This is a genomic window from Streptomyces sp. NPDC051662 (assembly GCF_040681655.1).
Taxonomy (GTDB): Bacteria; Actinomycetota; Actinomycetes; order Streptomycetales; family Streptomycetaceae; genus Streptomyces.
This window is the reverse complement of sequence record NZ_JBFAZD010000015.1, coordinates 182,984-200,565: the sequence shown is the minus strand read 5'-3', so window position 1 is coordinate 200,565 and position 17,582 is coordinate 182,984. Positions and strand designations below refer to the sequence as shown.

The following is a 17,582-nucleotide window of genomic DNA, read 5'->3' as shown; positions in this document are numbered from 1 at the left end:
GGATGAACCCATTTACGCAGGTGAGAGACGAAACGACCCAACCGCCCGAGCAAAAGGCCCCAGTTGCGGCGAAGAGACCCTTGTCTCACTTTCGCAGAAGTGGACATAGGGTCTCTAACTGCCGCTACTTCACGCCGAGATCAAGGGTCTGGCCAGGCAGGATCAGATCGGGGTCGGCGCCGACAGTCTCCTTGTTCGCCTCATAGATCGCGGACCATCCGCCGGGCACCTCGCGCTCGTCGGCGATGAGCCAAAGGCAGTCGCCCGCCCGGACCGTGTACTCACCATCCGCCGCGTCCGCGCCTTCCGTTTCGCCCGTCGCGCCGTCGGCCGCACCGCCGGTCGCACCGTCCGTCGCGCCATCCGCCGTACCGTCGGCGTTACGTGTCGATCCGTCACCGCGCGAGGCATGACGGCCGGATTCACGCCCTTCGCCCGAATTGCCCGGTACGGAGTCATCCGGGGCGGCATCGCCGCGGTGCTTGCCCTTGGCGGCGCCCTCACCGGACCCGGCGGAGCCGGAGGACTCGGCGGGAGCGGGCTCCCCCGTACCGCCGGAGGCGGGGGTGTCCGGTGTGGCCGAGGAGGCGTCCGAGGGAGAGGCGCCCCCGGTCTTCCCTGACGATTCAGGAGCCGTCTCAGGAGCCGTCCCGGGCTTCGTCTCAGGTTGCGCCCCGGGAGTCGTCTCCGGCGCGGCCTCCGGCGCCGTACCGGGATCCACGCCCGGCGCGGCGCTGCCCGCCGTCAGCCCGGCGACCGCGGCGCAACTGGCCCATGCCCGCGGCCCCTGCGCGTCGAGGATCTTCTCGGCTATCGCGATCTGCTGCGAGCGGCTCGCGAGGTCGGCGCTGGCCGCGTACTCCGCGCCGCCGAAGTCGTCCCAGGTCTCCTGGGAGATCTGGAGTCCGCCGTAGTAGCCGTTGCGGAGGTCCGCGCTCCACATGCCGCCGCTCTCGCAATCGGCGACACGGTCCCAGGTGGAGGCGTCCGCCGCACTGGCACCGGTGGCACCGAGCAGCGGAATGGCGATCGCCGAGCCGGTCACCCCTGCCGCGACGATCAGAGCGGGGGCCTGGCGAGGTCGACGGTGTCGGCCGTTCCCGGAGCGCATGTGATTGCCTTCCGTGTGACTGATGTTTCGACTGGTGCGTGTGGCGGCTGAGTTTTCGAGAACGTAGCGGTACTCGAACTCCTGTCACAAGTCGATGCAGCGGAGATCACGTCAAAGTCACAGTCTTGACGGACCGTCAGAAAAGCTTCAGTCGGACAATGGCGTGAACTGCACCGGAAGCGTGCGCAATCCACGCATGATGAGCCCTCCGCGCCAGCGCAAATCGGCAGGATCTCCCGCAAGCCGCACGTCGGGCAGCCGGGTCAGCAGGGTGCCGAGCGCGGTCTGCCCCTCCACCCGGGCGAGCGGTGCGCCGAGGCAGTAGTGGATGCCGTGTCCGTATCCGAGGTGCTGATTGTCACGCCGGGAGAGGTCGAGCGTGTCCGGATCCGTGAAGCGCTCGGGGTCACGGTCGGCGGCGGCGAGGACGACCAGGACCGGATCACCCGCCGCGATCCGCTGTCCGCCGAGCGTCAGTGGCTCGGTCGCGTACCGCCAGGTGGCCAGCTCCACGGGACCGTCGTACCGGAGCAGTTCCTCGACCCCCGTCGCGAGCAGGCCGGTCTCCCCCGCTCCGAGCGAGCGCTGGAGCAGCGCACGCTGCTCGGGGTGGCGCAGCAGCGCGAACATGCCGTTGCCGATGAGGTTCACGGTCGTCTCGAAACCGGCGAACAGGATGATGAAGGCCATCGCCGCGGCCTCGTTCTCGGTGAGATGTTCCCCGTGGTCGCCGGCCCGGATGAGTCCGGAGATCAGATCGTCGCCGGGGTCGGCCCTCTTGCGGTGGATGAGGTCGGCGAGATAGCCCCGTATCTTCTTGACGGCGCGCCCGACTCCGCCCCGCGGGCCGCCCGCGTGCCCCGGTTTCGAATGTCGCAGCATCATGCCCGCCCAGTCGCGGAAGTCGTCCTGGTCCTCGCGCGGCACCCCGAGCAGATCGCAGATCGCGTAGATGGGGAGCGGGAACGCGAAGTCATGGATCAGGTCCGCCTCACCCTTCGCGGCGAAGCCGTCGATGAGCCGGTCGGTCAACTCCTGCACTTGCGGCGCGAATTCGGCCACGCGGCGGGGCGTGAACGCCTTGGACACGAGCCGGCGCAGCCGGGTGTGGTCGGGCGGATCGATATTGAGCAGATGTGTCATCAGCTCCGCCTTGCGCTCGCCGGGTATGCCCGTCTTCCCCTTGGCGTGCGCGGGCTCGGCGTGATGCGCGGGGTTCTTGGAGAGCCGAGCGTCGGCGAGTGCCTGCCTGGCGTCCACGTACCGCGTCACGAGCCATGCCTCGACGCCACTGGGCAGCGTGGTCCTGTGCACGGGCGAGTGCTCGCGCAGCCAGGCGTAGGCGGGATACGGATCGGTGGCGAACTCCCAGGTGAACAGCGCGGGAGCGGGTGCGGCCGGGGATATGACGGCGGGCTGGTGGTGCATCCCCCGACAGTAACCCTCGGCAGTAACCGCCCCCTTCACCCGGCCGCCGCCCGGCCGCCGGGAGGGGCCGGGCGGCGGCGCCGTACCGCCCGCGGCGGCCGTACGGCTATCCGGCGTGGCCCTCGGCCGTGCGGATCGCGTCCCTGTATACGCGGGCCGCCGCGCGCAGTGCCGCCTCCGGGTCGACGCCGGCCTCTTCCGCTCGTACCGCCAGTGCCAGCAGTTCGTAGCCGACGCCCTCGGCCTTCGGGAGCGGAACGTCGAGGCCGGCCGTGCGGGTGCGGCCCGCGAGTTTCGCGGCGAGGGCCAGGCCGGGCTGGCCCAGGGGGACTCCGTCGGTGACCGAGTCGCGCTGCTTCTCGACCGCTTTCATCCGGAGCCAGTGGGTCTTGACGTCCTCGGGGGTCTCGGCGGTCTCGTCGCCGAAGACATGGGGGTGGCGGTGGATGAGCTTCTCCACGATCGTGCCGGCGACGTCGTCGATGGAGAACGGTCCCTCGTCGTCCGCACCCTCCTCCGCCGCGGAGCGCTCCTCCGCGATACGGGCGTGGAAGACGACCTGGAGCAGTACGTCCCCCAGCTCCTCGCGCAGCTCGTCGGCGTCGCCCTCCTCGATCGCCTCGACGAGTTCGTACGCCTCCTCGATGGCGTACTTGGCGAGCCCCTGGTGCGTCCGGGTCGATGACCACGGGCACTCGACGCGGATCCGGTCCATGACCTGGACGAGGTCGAGCAGCCGGGCGCCCGGCAGGTCGTACGAGCCGGGCAGCAGCTCCAGGTCGGGCATCCGGACCCGGCCCGAGCCCGCCAGCCGCGCCAGGCCGTCGGTCAGCCGGGCGTCGGTCCCGTCGCCCTCGCTGGAGGGGATGACCACGACCGTACGGCCGTCCGCGCAGGCGTCGACCAGCTCCCGCGCGGTGGGCGCGGCCTGCTCGACGGCGACGCCCGCCTCGCGCAGATAGGGCAGCTGCGGATGGCCGGCGTCGGCGCACACCACCGCGTCGGCGGAGTGCAGCAGCTGCCAGGCGGGCCAGGACAGCAGCCCGGGGGCGACCCGGTGGCTGGCGGTCAGCAGGACGATACGGCCGGGGGTGGCGGAAGCTTCGTCTGTCACCTCTCGAACCTACCTCCGGCCGCCGGCCGCCCCGCTCGCGGGCCGAAGCCGGGCGGCTCTCCCCTGCCGACGGATCAGGCGCCCGCCGGCTGCTCCTGCTCCGGCGCCTCGCTGGTGAGCTGGGTGATCCACGGCGTCTTGGCCTCGCCCAGCCTGACCTGCTTGTTGTCCCAGCTGCCGTAGCGCGGATTGACGTCGATACCGAGCTTCTCGGAGGTCTTCGTCAGCTCGGCGAGGACCGTCTGCTGGCCCTGCGGTGTCGTGGTGTTGGCGCCGAGCGCCACGGCCAGCTTGGTCAGCAGCACCTCGCGGCGGATCGCCGACTCGATCTGGTCGGCGGAGAGAGCGCCCTGCTGGAGCAGCATCGCGGCGAACTGCTCCTCACCTCCGGACTGGGCGGCGGCCTGCTGCCGGGTGGTCTGGATCTCCTTGCGGCTGATCGTGACCCCGGCGTTGTCGGCGGCCTTCTCCAGCACCCGGTCGAAGATCATGCTGTTCAGCTTGGCCTGGCTGAGCTGCCCGGTGTTCTTGATCAGCTGCTCGGCCTCCGGCGCGCTCCGCTGCGCGTCCCGTACGTCCCGTACCTGGGCCTGGAGCGCGGACACCTCGATCCGTTGCCCGCCGACGACGGCCGCCGCTCCGGGGTGGGCTTCGTTGCCGCAGGCGGTGAGGAGTGGGGCCGCGGCGAGAAGCGCGACGGAGACGGAGAGCGCGGTGCGACGACGGCGGTGCAAAGGGGGCCTCCCGGCGTGATTGTGCGGCGATGCACAAGGCCTTGCAGAGATCGATGGTAGGCAGTGGACGTGGTCTGGGCCACTGGTTCGACCAACGATTCACGGGCGGATCGGGATGCGCGCGCGTGGCGGGCGAGCGGGTGGCGCGGGTCCCGGCACACCGCTCAGTCCCGTGGCAGACGCTTTCCCGCCCTCGCGGCCACCGCCGACCGGAACGCCTCGAACCGGTCCGTATCGGGGTCCACGAACTCCAGAATGTCCAGCGCCGTCTCCGTGTCACCCGAGACGGCCTCGCGGTAGAGAAGCCAGATACCCTCGCGCGCCGCCTCGCCGCACTCCTCCTCCAGCTCCGGCTCGCCCGCCTCGCTCTCGCTGAGATGCGACTCACCGGTCACGAGCTGCCAGAGCGTGGTCAGGAGGTGGCCTCTGACGAACGACGGCAGATCCTCGGTGAGCGCCGCCAGGATCACGGGCACGGCGTGCGGGGCCACCTGGAACAGCATCGACTGCTCTTCCAGGTGTCCCGCGAGGCCGTGGCCGACCGTCTCCTCGGCACTCCGGGCCTCAAGGAGCCGGGTGAAGGTCTCCGGGAGGTGCGCTCCCGACTCCCGGCATCCGCAGCGGAGGCCGGCCCAGTCGTGGCGGGCCAGCTCGATGAGCGACGCTCTCATCCCGCCCCGCCGATCATCCAGGGTCCCTTGGGGTCGTAGAGCACCCCGGGGACGAAGTTGTCGGGTGAGTAGTTCCCCTGGCAGACGACACAGATCTCCTTCTCCTGGAGCACCTTCCCCAGTCCGTCGCCGATGTCCTCGCGCCGGACCGCCCGGGTGAAGATCACGTCGTCGGCCCCCCAGCCGGTCGCGTCGAGAATGTTGGGTTCCGCACAGCTTCCGTTCCCCGAGCAGCCTACTGCGATGTCGCCCGTCTGCCGGTGCACAGCGGCTGTGTACGTCCGTGACTTCGCCTTGCCCGTGGCGCCGCGAGCGGCCTCGTCCCGCAGTGCCGTCGCGTCGGAGATCCGCTCGTCCATGTCCCAGTTGCCCTGGGCCCGGTGGACGCTCACCGTGGGCTGGAACTTGCCCTTGAGGCCTCTGGTGCCCTTGCCCGCCGCGCAGTTGTGGACCAGGGCGGTCGACGGGCCCGCCGCCACGTAGAAGGTGTGCGCCCTGTCGACGCTCAGGTTGTGGACCGTCGCCTGCTGCGTCCACGCCTGGACCGTCTCGACCTGGACCCAGCTGCCGTTGCCCGTCCTGAGCCACTGGCCCGGCTTCAGTTCGCCGGCCTTCTGCCACTTCTTCAGATCCGGGATCCAGAAGGAGTGGCCCTCCGTCGCCGTGATCGTGTCCGTCGCGTCGCCCTTGGATCCGTCCGTGTCGACCGTGAGCTTGACCAGGTTCTTCAGGCCCTTGCCCTCGATCGTCTCGGTGACCTCCTGTGCGGAGGTCTTCCCGGTCGTCGGGTCCGTCGCCGTGACCTTGTCGCCGGCCTCCACGTCCTCGATCGGTTTTCTGGTGCCGTCGGCCATCACCACGTCCGTGCCGGGCAGGAAGCTGTTCCCGGTCAGGTCGGCGGCGAGCTGTAGGCACGACACGGCCGAATCCACCGTCTCGGCCACCTCGCCGATCTTGTCGGCCGCCTTCGCGATGTCGTCCGCGTACTTCACGGCCTTCATGCCCATGCGTCCGGCCTTCGCCGCCCGGACCGCGCCCGCGCCCACTCCGCCCAGGGCCAGGCCGCCCACCGTGGCGACGGCCCAGGCGCAGGCCTCCATGTCGCCCTTGGTGACGCAGTTCTTGATGTCGTTGAAGCCGGTGACCTCTCCGACGACATTGCCGACCGTCTTCACGCCCTCCCAGACCGCCGGGGCGACCTCGATCGCGTAGTCGACCGCCGCCGAGACGGACTCGACCACGATGCCGATCTGCTCCACCGCCGCGTCGCGGATGGCGTTCGTGACCTTGGCGACGTCCGCGATGACATCGCGGGTGGCCGAGACGATGATCGCCGGGAGGTTGGGGTTGGCCGTGACGATCGCGTGGGCCACCGCCATCAGCGGTTTCGCCGCCGCCACGATGTCCGGGATCGGGTTGTGCTTGGCCACATACGCGGCGACCGACTTGGCCTTACGGGTGACGGCCTCCCGGGCCGCACGGTACTGGCGTTGGGCCTCCGCCGCTTTCTGTCTGGCCCAGTCGGCCGTCGAGGAGGCCGCCGAGCTGATCTTGCTGCCGACCCATCTCGTCACACTGGCGACGGCGTTGACGACCGTCTTCAGGCCCGACTTCTCGTACACCCAGCTCGCCGCGCGGCCCAGGGCCTTCGTGGCGATCTTCAGTGCGGAGAGCGGATGGCGCACGGTGTAGACCGCGGCCTTCCACACCGTCTTGGCCGCCTTGGCGACGAACTTCCCCGCCTTGCTGTTCTTGACCTTGTTCCAGGTCTTCTTGCACCAGCCGCAGCTGGGCCAGTTGCCGTCCGGGTCAGTGAAGTCCAGTGGCGAACCGGCGCCGTACGTATAGCGGTTGGCGAGGATCGAGGCGCCCGAGGCGTAGGTGTAGGCGTCGCGCGAGTCGAAGGTGCCCGTGCCCGGGTCGTACCAGCGCGCGCCCATATTGACCTGGTCGGTCTCCGGGTCGGTCCAGTCCCCCTGGAAGCCCGCGCTGCCCGCCTCGTCGGACGCCCCCGCCGTGCCGATCGTCGCGCCGAAGGGGTCGTACGCCGTCGAGGACGCCAGGGTCGTCTGCGCACCGTTCGTCGACGACATGCCGCCGACCACATCGCCGTGCTTGTCGGTCACGGACAGCTGCGCCGCGCCGCCCTCGGCGACCGAGAGCAGTTCGTCCGCCGCCCCGCGGCCGTAGGTGGCCGAGTTGTCCTTGACCGGGTCGGGGGCGAATCCGGCGTAGGTGAAGTCCACGCCGTTGCGGGTGGCCACCCGGCCCAGACCGTCGTAGGTGTACGCCGTCCCGGACTCGCCCGCCTTCGTCATCCGGTCGAACGCGTCGAAGGCGAACTCCTCCGTCAGCCCCGAGCTGGTACGGGAGGCGAGGGTGCCGCGCGCGGTGTAGTCGTAGGTGTAGTCCCCGTCGGACACCAGCCGGTTGCGTTCGTCGAACGTGGCGGTCTTGGCGCCGTTCTTGACGCGGTTGCCGCTGTCGTCCCAGCCGTACTCGGTGGTCGCGCCGTCCGCCGTCCAGGACGTGAGCCGGCCCGCCTGGTCGTAGCCGTAGGTGTTCTCGCCCGCCTTGGCGGTGCCGGTGGTCGTCTTGCCGGTCAGCTGGTCGTTGGTGTCGTAGTCGTAGTCCGTGGACGCGACGGCCGCGCCGCCGCTGCTCCTCACCGTGTCGGTGTCGAGACGGCCCAGGTCGTCATAGGTGTACGCGCGCGACTGCCCGGCGCCGTAGTCGACCCGCTCGACCGCGCCGGCGCCGTCGTAGTCGTAGCTCTGCTGGACGCCCGTCAACGGGTCCTTCGCACCGGCCAGTTGCTGGCGCGCGTAGGTGAAGGTCGCGGTTCCGGCGGCGTCGGTGCGCTCCGTCAGCTGCCCGTCGCCGTTGTAGGTGTACGAGGCGTCGCCCGACGGGCCCTCGGCCTTCAGCAGCAGGCCCCGGTCGTTGTACTCGTATCCGTTGTCGCCCTTGGGGGACGACGCCTTGGTGAGCCGGCCGGCCGCGTCGTAGCCGTAGCGCTTCTCCGCCGTGGTGGCCTCGGCGCCCGCGCCGCTCTCCCGGATCAGATTGCCGGCCTTGTCGTACTCCCGCTCGCGCGTGACCCCGCCCGGCGCGGTCACCTTCACGGCCCGGCCGGTCGCGTCGTACGCCGTCGTCCAGGTGCGGTCGGCGGGCGACGGGTCGCGCGCGGTCGACGGCTCGACGACGGACTCGGGCAGCCCGAGCGTGTTGACGGTGTAGAGGGTGCTGTTGCCGCGGCCGTCGGTGTAGCGGGTGCGGTTGCCGAGCGCGTCGTAGCCGAAGGACGTGGTGATCGATGTGGTGTCCGAGACCGGTTCTGTCTGGCTGGTCAGCCGGTCGAGCGCGTCATAGGCATAGGTCGTGGTGCGGCCCTGCGCGTCGGTCGCGCTGATGAGGTTGCCCGCCGGGTCATAGCCGTAACCGACCTCGCGCAGCTGGCTGTTGGTGGCGTCCAGGTCGGCGTCCCTGACCAGTTGGCCGAGCCCGTCGTACAGCCTCGACGAGGTCCGTCCCTTGCCGTCCGTACGGCGCACCTCGCGCCCGGCGATGTCGTATCCGAACTGGGTGACCACGCCCGCAGCGTCCGTCAGCCGGGTCAGCTGGCCGAGCGCGTCATAGACGAACTGGGTGGCGGCGCCGCTCGGCGCGGTCTGCTTCACCACATTGCCCGCGTCGTCGTAGTCGTTGCGGCTGGTGAAGGAGCCCGGCTGCGGGCGGCGTTCGATCTGGGTGGTGGTGACCGGCCGGTCCATGTCGTCGTAGGTCGTCTCGGCCCGTGCCCCGTTCGGGTCGGTGACCGAGAGCACCTCGCCGGTGCGGGTGTACGTGTACGACCAGCGCGCGCGGTCGTCGCCGGAGCCCGAACCGGTCGGTTCGTCCCTGACCATCAGACGGTTCTGCCGGTCGTACTCGTAGCGCGTCACCCGCCCCAGCGGGTCGGTCGACTCGGTCACATTGCCCAGCGCGTCATAGGTGTTCGTGACGGTCGGGGTGACGGGCGTGCTGGAGCCCGGCGCCGTGTAGCCGGGCGCGGTGGTGGAGACGAGCCGGCCGAGCCGGTCGTAGGCGGAGCGGTTGATCCGGCCGAGGGCGTCCACCGACTCGGTCGCCGCGCCGAAGGTGTCATAGCCGGTGTAGGTGACGGGCCGGGTGGTGACGGGCGCGCCGCCGCCGGACTCCGTGCGTACCTCCGGCGCCTTCGTGGACTGCGGCCGGCCCAGCTCGTCGTAGGTGTACTCGGTGGTCCTGCCGCCCGGGTCGGTCCGGGAGATCGTCAGTCCGCGCTGGTCGTAGCCGTAGGTCGTGGTGCGCGACTCGGCACCGTTCTCGACGGTCTCCTTGATCGCGTTGCCCGCGTCGTCGTACTGGTAGGTGACCGTCTCGGGGTTGGCGCTCACCGGCCACGGCACATTGGAGGCGAGCCCGCTGGAGGCGGAGGTCTTCACATTGCCCGCGAGGTCGTAGGTCAGGGTGGTGCGGCGGGCCACCCCGCTCGGGTCGGAGACCGTCGACTTCGTACGGCCGACCTCGTCATAGGTGTACTGCGTGACGAGCTTGCCGTTGCCCGCCGTCTCGGTGAGGACATTGCCGGCGCCGTCGTAGGTGTTCGCCTCGATGACGAGGTCGCGCTTGGTGCCGTCGGGGTTGTGGAAGTCCTTGAGGGTGATGGACTTGACCAGATCGTCGCCGAAGTACTGGTAGACGACGGTGCGGCCCATCGAGTCGGTGTTCCTGGCGACCCGGCCGCCCATGTCGTACGCGTACGACTCCAGGACCGTGTAGTCGTCGTCCCCGCCGTCGTCCTCCCAGTCGCGCAGCCGTGTCTCGGCCATCATGTTGCGCGCGGTGTAGAGGTAGTCGAAGTGATTGCCGTTGGCGTCCACCATCGAGGTCTTGTTGCCGAAGACGTCGTAGGTGTACGTGGTCTCGCTGCCCTCGGCGTCGGTGACCGTCTCGGGGCGGCCCCGGTCGTCGAGAGCGAAGGTCATCACCCGCGTCGCGTCGCCGCCGAGCAGATCGCTGACCTCGGTGCGCGTCACATTGCCGTCGGCGTCATAGCTGGTGGTCGTCTTCTGCTGGTGCTTGCCCCCGTTGGTGACGACATTGGTGGCGGCCGGGTCGGTGACGGTGGCGACCCGGGAGAGCTTGTCGTAGGTGAAGGTGGTGGTGACCCCGGCCGGCTGGGCGTCCGAGACGGTCGTCTCGGTGAGCTTGCGGCCCAGCGCGTCATAGGTGTACTTCGTGAGCTGGCCGGACGGTTCGGTCAGCTGGGCCAGATCACCGCTCTTGAAGTAGCGGTAGCGGGTGACCTTGCCGAGCGGATCGGTGGTGGTCAGCGGCAGTCCGGTGGCCGTGTTGCCGCCGTCGACCGCCGGTTCCGCGCCGGTGGTGTACGTATGGCGCACGACCCCGCCGTCGGGCGCCGTCTGAGTGAGCAGCGCCCCCTTGTCGTTGTACTGGTACTGCGTGCGGTAGCGGTTGTCGGTGACGCCGGTGGAACGGCCGTCGCGGGTCTCGGAGGGCTGGTCGGCCCGCAGGTCGAAGTCGCCCGTCGCCACCGGATAGGTGGTGTAAGCGGTCTGGCAGTCGTCCTTGGCCCGGCAGGTCGTACGGCGGACCACATTGCCGCGGTCGTCATAGCCGAGGGCGACGGTGTCACCGTTCTCGCTGGTGATCGAGGTCTGGAAGCCCTTGTCGTCGTAGCCGAACGTACGGATGGCCACGCCGTCCGCGGGGTGCCGGATGAAGTCGGGCTCGCTGCCGCCGTCCCCCGGCGGGTTGGTGCAGAAGGCCGGGTCGCCCGGGTCGGGCTTGGTGCAGATCTCGGCCGGCGGCTCCGTCGGCCCCGGGGACGAGGGGGTCGCGGGTTCGCGGGCGCCCAGCGCCATCGGCTCGCCGTAGCGCAGCATCCGCGAGGTCAGGCCGTCGTACTCGTAGAAGTAGGGGGCGTCCATCGGGTCGCGGACCTCGACGGTGCGCCGCAGGTCCTTGTCGTTGCCGAAGACCGCGGGCGTGCCGATCTTCCAGGTGCCGCCGTTGCGGTCGGTGTACTCCTCGACCCGGTCACGGGAGGTGTCGTACTGCACCTCGGTGGCGGTACGGCCCGAGGGCAGCGTGGTGGAGGTGAGCAGATCGGCGGCCCGGCCGCCCTCGCGGTAGTGGCCCGCGACGGCCGCCGCGCCCAGCGGGTGGTGGTAGACGGAGACATCGTCGATGGTGCCGGCGAACGACTTGGCGGCGGCGGTGCCCCAGCCGGGCCAGGACGCCGGGGTGACCGTACGGGCGGCGCCGATCTGGTTGTACGTCAGATCGTTCTGGCTGAGCTGGGCGCCGGTGAGGGTGCCGGAGAGCTTGCCGTCCAGATACAGGTTCTGGGTGGAGCCGGAGACGGAGAGCACGGCGTGGTGCCACTTGCCGTCGTTGACGTTCTTGGTGATGTCGGTGATGGGCGCGGCGGTGCCGGTCCAGAACTGGCCGCGCAGTTTGCCGTCCGTACCGACGTAGAGCAGCGGAGCCCCGCTGGTCGGGGCGGTGCCCCAGGCCTTGTTCTGGTAGCCGACGAGCGGGCCGCCGAGCCCCGACGCGATGGTCTTGAACCAGACCTCGACGGCCGCGTCACGGCTCTTCTTGAGCGTGCCGGAGGGCAGGTCGACCCGGGAGGTGGTGCCGTTGAAGGTGGCGGCGGTGCCGGGGTCGCCGGTGATCCCGCCGGCCGCGCCCAGCGTCACATCGGTGTAGGTGCCGCGGTCCATGCCGAGGTTGACCTCGACGGCGCTGTTGGCGGCCGTGCCCTCCGTCTCGCCGAGCCGCCAGTAGGACTCGGGGCGGGAGTCGAGGACGCTGGTGCGGTAGTGGCTGCCCGCGCCGTAGCCGTAGCGCGTACAGCCGGCCGCCGGGTCGCACACCGAGTCCAGCCGGTCGCCGGTGTAGGTGTAACCCCAGCTCAGCGCGGCTCCGTTGACCGCGTTGGTGGCCACCTTGGTGACATGCGCGCCGGTCCAGGTGAAGGTGAGGGAGCGGCCGGTGCGGGCGTTGACCGCAGTCGAGATCTTCCCGCCGGAGTAGGTGTAGTTGACGACCGCGGAGAACGGGTCGGTGACCTTCACCAGCAGGCCGGACGAGCTGAAGTCGTAGACCGTGCCCGACTTGTCCTGGAGCTTGTACGTCCCGGCCGCGGCGTCCGCGGTCAGTTTGGCGAACCGGCCGGGCGGCGGGGCGAACGTACCGTCCGCGTTCTTGCCGAAGCGGACGTCCTGGCCGTCCGGGTAGCGGATGACGACATTGCCCGTGCCGTCGTCGTCGGGCGTCAGCCGCATGTCGTACCGCGTCGACCAGCCCGCGCCGAAGGCGGCGTCACGCCTCGGGTCCAGGCTGTTGTACGTCCGTACGAGCGTGAGGTCCGGGCCCACCCCGGCCACGGAGGCGTCGATGGCGGCGGTGGTGAAGTTGCCGACGTTCGGGTCGAACTCCTTGCCCTGGGCCTCGGCGAGCCGCGAGGTGATCTCGGGCTGCGGGACGGCCGCCACCAGCGCGACCTGCGCGGTCGGCACCTCGTTCGACGCGTCCTTGACGAAGCCGCGCCACAGATACGTCGTCCCCCACTTCAACCGTCCGGCGGGCACGGCATAGGCGGAGCCCGACTGGTACGCGGAGGTGGTGCAGGCGGTCGGCTTGTTGTCCTTGTCCGCCTCGCAGATCTCGAACTTGTACTGGAGGGCGGAGCCGGGCGGTGCGTCGATGTCGACACCGGCCGCCCACAGCTGCGGGGTGAGGGTCTGCGCCTGGTAACCGTTGGGCGGGAACTGCTCCTTGACCACCGGCGCGATGTCGAAGACCTGGAGGACGAGCCGGCCAGGCGGCACCTGCTCGTCGGTGAAGACCTTGCCGCCCGTGCGGACCATCGTGAAGTCGAGCATGTAGGTGCCCGGCGGCAGCGCCTTGATGGTCGCGTCGAAGGTGATGCGCCCGCCGTGGGCCACCTGCCCGGTGACATCGGCCGCGCGCTGCTGGGTGACGAGCTTGCCCTTGGAGTCGTACGCGCGGTAGGCGAGGTAGTAGCCGCCCGCGGTCCAGGTCTCCGCGCCCTTGTTGGTGACGGTGACCTTGACCTTGCCCGCCTGGTTCTGGAGGACGGGCGGGTCGGGCACCGGCTTGGCGAAGGAGTAGGACGCGTTGTACGGGGAGTGCGTGACGAACAGCTTCGGCGGGTTGGCGGTGGTGTCGCCGGTGAACTTCTTGAATCCGAGCGGGTCGGTGGCCGAAGCGCGCAGCGAGAGACCGTAGTTGGGCTGGCTGCCGTCCACCCAGCGCTGGACCAGGTCACGGCCGGCCTTGCCGAGGTCGAACAGCTCACCGGCGGCGGGGCAGCCGGACTTCGAGGAGCCGACGGCGATATGCCCGTACGCGAAGGACTTGGACGCCAGCGAGCCGCCGACCGAGGGACCGGGGTACGAGCCGCCGGTCGCCGCCGTCCAGGACTGGGTCACGGGGTGGACGGAGACGGAACGGGGCTTGCAGGAGGGCGCGTCGTAGTTCACGACCTGGAGCTGCGCGCCGAAGATCTTGTGGTTCTTGAGCTCGGTGTCGAGGCCGGGGAAGCCGAGATAGGAGGCGGTGGAGCCGGCCGTGCCCTTGCCGACGTGCAGTTCGTTCGACCCCGCGACCGGTCCGTTCTCCGTGACGTACATGGAGCGGGAGGACGCGGTGGTGTCGACGGACGGGTCGACCCGGACGGGGAAGGCACGGGCCGGATCGGTGAGCCAGTCGCGGTCGGCGCTGACCCGCAGGGCCTGACCGCCGTCCCGCGCGATCAGTTCGTAGCGGACGGCGTGGGAGACCACGCCGTTGGCGTCCTCCATGAAGCCGGCCGGGATGACGGCTTTCGTACGCCCCCGGTCGTCGGCGAGTACGACGGAGCCCTCGCCGCCGGTGCCCGCGGTCCCCGGCTTTGCGGTGAGGCCGTTGAGGGTGAGCGGGAAGTCGAAGGCGGTGGGGGCGTCGGTGGAGCGCAGGACGAGCGTCTCCTTGACCCCGCCCGCCCGCGAGTCCAGCCACAGATCGGTCCCGGGCAGGACATCGCGGTAGCTGACGCGGCTGTCCGCCGCGCCGCCTTCCTCTGTCTCCCCCGCACTGCCCTTCGCGCCGGCCGCACCGTCCAGCCCGTACGCGAAGGACTCGCCGGAGGGGAAGGTGACGGCCGCGAGCCGGTCCGCGTCCGCCCGGTCGGCGAGCCGTACGCCCACGGAGTCCGCCGCGCCCGCCCAGCCGCCGTCCGACGCGACCAGCGTGGGGTCGACCGGCCGCCAGGCGCCCGCGCGGTCGCGGAAGTGGAGGGGGGTGGTGGAGAGTTCGGTCGTCTCGGTGCCGTCGGCGTTGGCGTACGTACGGCTGTGCGCGTCGCGCTCGGAGACGATCTCCTCGCTGGTCGCGCGGTCGAAGCCGGTGACGGCGTCGGCGGGGGCGGGCGGCGTGGCGACGGAGGCGGTGTTGTGCCCCGCGGCCGGCTTCCGCACCGACGGCGCGCGCAGCGGGTACTTGGCGCGCAGCGACTGCCCGGTGGTGCGGTTGGTCCCGTCGGCGACCAGATGGTCACGGCCCTCGGCGCTGCCCCAGCGCTGGCCGGGCCCCTTCGCGCCGGGCAGCGGGTCGGGGAAGAGCGGGAACCCCACACCGGCCACCGCCAGGGTGCCGACGGCGACGACGCCGATCGCGGCGAGCGCGATCAACTTGGCCCAGCCCGTGCGGTACAGACGGGCCATCAGGAATGTCCGCACATGCCTTCGGTATGCCGGCACGGTCCCCCCACCGATCCGAGACGAAACGATCAACCAGATGATGAGGAGGATGTGATGGACATGTCGAGACTCGCACGCAGGGTTCACCTACTGGCCTCTTTCGTCGGGGCGTTGTTCACCTGACCGCTACCGCACCGTTCACCCGGCGACGCCTAGCGTCCAGCGCATGACTCTCAATTCGCCCCGAAGAAACGGGCGTTGGACGGCACTCGTCATGGCGGTGGCGGCCACCGCACCCCTGCTGGCCGCGCTTCCCGGCACGGCACACGCGGCGGTGCCGCTCACCTGCAACACCAGTGGCCCGACCTACGCGATCGACTCGGCCGGCAAGCTGCTGCGCCAGGACATGCCGGGGCCGGGCGTCGGCAACGCCCTGCCCACCGCCACCACCATCGACACGGGGTGGTCCGGCTACGGCAGGATGCTGGCCGGTCCCGCGGGCGCGTTCTACGGAATCAAGACGGACGGCCTCTACTACAGCCACCGCGTCAGCGCGACCGCCACCTGGGACGTGCACCACAAGAAGATCAGCACCGGCTTCGCCGAGTTCCGCACGGGCACCAGGACCGACGACATCACCATGGACCGCGGCGGCAACCTCTGGACGTTCCAGCCCTCAAGCGGCGGGCTGCGCTGGTGGCGCTACGACGCCGCCGCCGATGACTTCGTGGCCGACGGCGGCAAGATCGTCGACATGGGATGGGACCGCTACGACGCGATCTACGCCGGTGACAAGGGTGTGCTGTTCGGCCGCGCCGCGTCCGACGGCAAGCTCTACCGCTCCCGCTACGACTACACCAGCCAGCGCTGGCTTGAGCGCCATGTCCTGGTGTCCGCGGCGGACTGGAGCGACACCAAGTACATGAGCTCGTACGGCGGGGACACGCTGTTCCGCGTCAAGGGCAACGGCGAGGTCCGCTACTACCGCTACGACGAGACGCTGGGAAACTTCCCCGTCTACAACAAGCTGGTGGAGAGCAGCGGCTGGGCCGCGTACACCTCGGTGTCCACGACCCCCGACTCCTGCCGCCTCGACTCCAACCACACGCCGGCCTCACCGGCCGTGCCGCTGGAGACCTACAGCCGCGGCTCCGCGATGCGCTCCCCCTCGGGCGCGCTGGAGTACGCGTACACCGACAACATCGGCCGGCTGGTGTACGGCAGGCAGTCCGACCCGTCGGACTTCAACGGCGTCAAGTGGACGACGATCTCAGACAACGAGGCCTTCACCGGGCAGCCGTCCCTCGCCACCCACAGCAACGGCCGCGTCGTGGTGAGCGCGCACAACACCTCGGGCAGCGTCTGGCAGCGCAACCAGACCGCCGTGTCCTCCGAGGACTGGGGCGGCTGGATCAACCTCGGCGGGGCGATGGCGCGGCACGTCGTCACCGGAAAGACCCCGGCCGGGCTGCTGGTCCAGTTCGCCTCGGACGCCGACGGCAAACCCTGGTACCGCATCCAGCAGCGCGCCGACGTGGACTTCATGGGCTGGATGCCGCTCGGGGGCAGCGGCTTCGAGGGGCCGTTCACCGCGGTCACCGTCCGCGACGGGATCCAGCTCTTCGGGCGGAACGCCTCCGGTGTGCTGAGCACGGCGCTGTTCAAGGAGGCCGGCACGCTGTCCGCGTGGACCGCGCTCGGCGCGCAGGGCGTGACCGGTACCCCGGCGGTCGTCGTCTATCCCGGCTACCGTCTGCGGGTCTTCGCCACCGACGGCAACGGTACGGTCGTCACGACCACCCAGTCCGCCGAGGGCGGCGCCTACGGGGAGTGGTCCACCATCGACGGGGTCACCGCGAAGGGCTCGCCCACCGCCGTGATCAGCCCGGTCAACGGGATCACCGAGGTGCTGGTGCTCGGCACGGACGGCACGATCCACAACACCGGTGAGACGCTCCAGGGCACCGGGGTCTGGCGGCCCTGGCAGAAGCCGAGCGATGAGCAGGCGGCCACCGAGCCGACCGCGTTCGAGTACACCGACGCGTCGGGGCCGACCTGGGCCTATATGTTCCGCACGGCGGACAACCAGACCCGGCTGTACCACCTGAACCCGGGCTTCTCGCGCCTGGCGCGGAGCGCTCAGGGCGCGGCCGGCTCCCCGGCCCCGGCCGACGCGCCGGTCTTCACCGGCCGGACCCTGCCGGCCCCGCCGCCGGCGAAGTGACGGCGGGGGCGTCGGCCACGGCAGCGTGGTCGGCGCCCTCCCGGGGGCCGGGCGGTGACATGGCACCCTTCCGCGGGCCCGGCGTTGACCGGTCGCCCTTCCGCAGGCCGGGCTCCGGGCGGAGCATGATGGCGCGGGAGACGACGAAGGTGATCGGGATGGCCCCGGCCGCCGCGATCAGCGGCGCGTACCGGCTGCCGAAGTGCATGACGTCCACCAGCAGATAGACCCCGACGGTGGTGATGATGAAGTTCGCCGCGTTGGTGAGCGGGAACAGCAGGAACTTCCGCCAGGTGGGGCGCGTCCGGTAGGTGAACCAGCTGTTCAGGAAGAACGAGCCGATCATGCTCAGCACGGACGCGACGACATGCGCGGCCACATAGGGCAGCCGGCTCAGCAACAGCAGGTAGAAGGCGTAGTACGTACCCGTGTTCGCCACGCCCACCAGCGCGAACCTGACCATCTGGATCCGGACCGTCATGTGCGTGCGCGCTCCCCCTCGTTACGGCTCCGGCGGAGGCCGCTTCACTCCAGGAGAACAGAAA

General features: G+C 70.4%; 7 protein-coding genes and 1 pseudogene. 1 reads left to right on the top strand and 7 read right to left on the bottom strand.

Features of this window, described 5'->3' with window-relative positions; genetic code table 11:
- Positions 1 to 124: 124 nt before the first annotated feature.
- From AB0M67_RS25050 to AB0M67_RS25025, 6 genes are all read right to left on the bottom strand, one after another.
- On the bottom strand, positions 125 to 1,111 hold the full coding sequence (locus AB0M67_RS25050; protein WP_365748849.1) for a transglycosylase family protein: 987 nt from the start codon (positions 1,109 to 1,111) through the stop codon (positions 125 to 127).
- A gap of 147 nt (positions 1,112 to 1,258) precedes the next feature.
- Complete coding sequence (locus tag AB0M67_RS25045; protein WP_365748847.1) at positions 1,259 to 2,539, bottom strand: cytochrome P450; 1,281 nt, start codon at positions 2,537 to 2,539, stop codon at positions 1,259 to 1,261.
- Positions 2,540 to 2,645: 106 nt separating this feature from the next.
- Positions 2,646 to 3,653 (bottom strand): nucleoside triphosphate pyrophosphohydrolase, encoded by a 1,008-nt coding sequence (locus AB0M67_RS25040; protein ID WP_365748845.1) that lies wholly within the window; start codon positions 3,651 to 3,653, stop codon positions 2,646 to 2,648.
- A gap of 74 nt (positions 3,654 to 3,727) precedes the next feature.
- Positions 3,728 to 4,387, bottom strand: a complete 660-nt coding sequence (locus AB0M67_RS25035) for a SurA N-terminal domain-containing protein (protein WP_365748844.1) — start codon at positions 4,385 to 4,387, stop codon at positions 3,728 to 3,730.
- A gap of 164 nt (positions 4,388 to 4,551) precedes the next feature.
- On the bottom strand, positions 4,552 to 5,058 hold the full coding sequence (locus AB0M67_RS25030) for a hypothetical protein (protein ID WP_365748842.1): 507 nt from the start codon (positions 5,056 to 5,058) through the stop codon (positions 4,552 to 4,554).
- Positions 5,055 to 14,852, bottom strand: coding sequence for a LamG-like jellyroll fold domain-containing protein (locus AB0M67_RS25025; RefSeq protein WP_365748840.1), 9,798 nt, complete (start codon positions 14,850 to 14,852; stop codon positions 5,055 to 5,057). Before AB0M67_RS25025 ends, AB0M67_RS25030 begins: the two co-directional genes overlap by 4 nt.
- A gap of 187 nt (positions 14,853 to 15,039) precedes the next feature.
- Here AB0M67_RS25025 and AB0M67_RS25020 point away from each other — a divergent pair, with 187 nt between their 5' ends.
- On the top strand, positions 15,040 to 17,037 hold the full coding sequence (locus tag AB0M67_RS25020; protein WP_365748839.1) for a tachylectin-related carbohydrate-binding protein: 1,998 nt from the start codon (positions 15,040 to 15,042) through the stop codon (positions 17,035 to 17,037).
- Between the two features lie 112 nt (positions 17,038 to 17,149).
- Here the strand turns inward: AB0M67_RS25020 and AB0M67_RS25015 are convergent.
- A pseudogene (locus tag AB0M67_RS25015) lies at positions 17,150 to 17,518 on the bottom strand (GtrA family protein); the annotation flags it as partial.
- Positions 17,519 to 17,582: the final 64 nt, after the last annotated feature.